Below are 1,824 nucleotides of genomic sequence, written 5' to 3'. Positions count from 1 at the left end.
CGCGCAAGCCGTACTCCGGTGCATCCCATGGTTATCCGCGATCATGTTTACGTTGGTGACCGCCACCTGCGAGGCGGTCAGTCGGAACGCCAGTGTAACGAAGGGATTGCGGTTACGTCAAATTTGCCGACGATGATGGCCCGGAAGGGACAAAATCAATCGTCGTCGGCAAATTTGACGTTACCGCAGAGGGTTGAATCAGGGAAAAACGTTCCAATGCGGTCGCCCGTGACATCAGGCGTTGGCTACGTAGTTGCGGTGGAAACCACCTTGGAGGCGACGACGTTCCGTATCGGCGGCGATCAGTGAAAATGCGTGACCAAGGAAGATCGCTGCCGATACGGTACGTCGTCGCCGGGCGTGCAAGCAAAGGGGAAAGCTTTGAAGCGGAGTTCGAGCAAGAAGGTGTCAGCCCATCCCGCGTAGACCCCGCCAGATGAACGCAACCAAGAGCAGGGCAACCGCCAGGAGCATGACTGCGAGCAGGGCAGCAGCCGCGAGAGCAAACAAGATTCGTGGGCGATCATTTCCGTTGTTCCCGAACCCGCAAGCGGTGCAGTATGAAGCTGATCCGTCGGTAGGAGTATCGCAAGATGGGCAATTGCGGATGTTGGTGTCCATTCCTACGCGGCTCTCAGTCGGATAACGGTAAGCATCACCGAGGTGGCGGGATTTGACGTGCAAGCAGAGAGAAAAGTGTGCGGCCGCCACTCCGGTGCATGCAATGGTTATCCGCAACACACCAGTGCGATACGATCGGTCAGCGCGGACTTCGTCCTCGTGGGTGACAATCACCTTGTGTAGATCGTAGCAATTAGTGGTCGGTCAAGCAAGTTTCGGCGAGCAGCAGTAAATCGAGTATCCAAGGGCAGGCGTTGGTTGGTGCCACGCAGTGCATCCGGCACGTCAGCATTGATTGAGCATTGGAATTCGGGCGTCGGTTGATGCCCCGCAGGGCAGTCGGCACTTCGGTTTTGGTCGCGTGTTGGAGATGCCCCGCAGGGCGTGAGGAAGGCAGCAAGTGTCCGCGGCTCAGTCGGATAACGGTCGGGATCACCGGGTGGGGACGGAAAAGGCAACCATCAGGAAACGCGTGCAAGCCCCACTCCGGTGCATCCCATGGTTATCCGTCAGCATGTATGCGAGGCGGACCGCCAGTGAGCATAGACCGCGAGAGCGGAAAACAACGACGGAACGTCGCCACCCACCATCGAGCATGAAACCCGTGCGGGAAAACAACGGCGGGACGCCGCCAGCCCAGATGCAGCAGCTGTGTTGTCCAATCATTTGCTCGGGAACGCGTCGTTCAGCCTAGCCATTTCAGCCGCAGTTGGGTAGTGGCAGTTGGAAGGTGTCAACAAGATTAGTGGTCGGTAGAAAGCCGTCGCAAACTCTTGTGCTTTGGGGTTACGACTAAACACAACCAAATTGTGCTCAGGGGTATCAGCAGGGGCTAGCGAGAACGGATACGTGCGAAACATCCGGAAAGCGAAGAACGAGCCAACATAGAGGACAGGACCACAGAGGGCGCAACGCAGAAGGAGGCGAATTCCGCGTGGGGTTCGAGGGGATTTAGTGCTATTCGTGTTCATGGATTACGAGGAGCGTTTTCAGTCGGATAACGGTATGCATCACCGAGGTGGCGGGATTTGACGTGCAAGCAGAGAGAAAAGTGTGCGGCCGCCACTCCGGTGCATGCAATGGTTATCCGCAATACACCCATGCGATACGGTCCGGCGGCGCGGACTTCGTCCCTGTGGGTGACAATCACCGTGATGAAAGCGTAACAAAGAGCGGGCGTTCAAGCAAGTTTCGGCGAGCAGC

General features: G+C 57.3%; 3 protein-coding genes. 1 reads left to right on the top strand and 2 read right to left on the bottom strand.

Annotation, left to right across the window (positions count from 1 at the left end; genetic code table 11):
* Positions 1 to 309, top strand: a 309-nt coding sequence (locus RC85_RS25610) for a hypothetical protein (RefSeq protein WP_238383242.1), incomplete at its 5' end; no start/stop codon positions are given.
* A gap of 99 nt (positions 310 to 408) precedes the next feature.
* Here RC85_RS25610 and RC85_RS28075 read toward each other — a convergent pair.
* Together RC85_RS28075 and RC85_RS28070 are read right to left on the bottom strand one after the other, a co-directional pair.
* Entirely contained in the window at positions 409 to 795 is a 387-nt protein-coding gene (locus tag RC85_RS28075; RefSeq protein WP_149753200.1) for a hypothetical protein, read from the bottom strand.
* Between the two features lie 793 nt (positions 796 to 1,588).
* Positions 1,589 to 1,771: a hypothetical protein gene (locus RC85_RS28070; RefSeq protein WP_149753518.1), complete on the bottom strand. Its 183-nt coding sequence runs from the start codon at positions 1,769 to 1,771 to the stop codon at positions 1,589 to 1,591.
* Positions 1,772 to 1,824 lie beyond the last annotated feature (53 nt).

Origin of the sequence: Rubripirellula obstinata (assembly GCF_001642955.1) — a bacterium.
Lineage (GTDB): Bacteria > Planctomycetota > Planctomycetia > Pirellulales > Pirellulaceae > Rubripirellula > Rubripirellula obstinata.
Note: the sequence above shows the minus strand (reverse complement) of the source record. Positions and strands in the feature narration are given on the sequence as shown.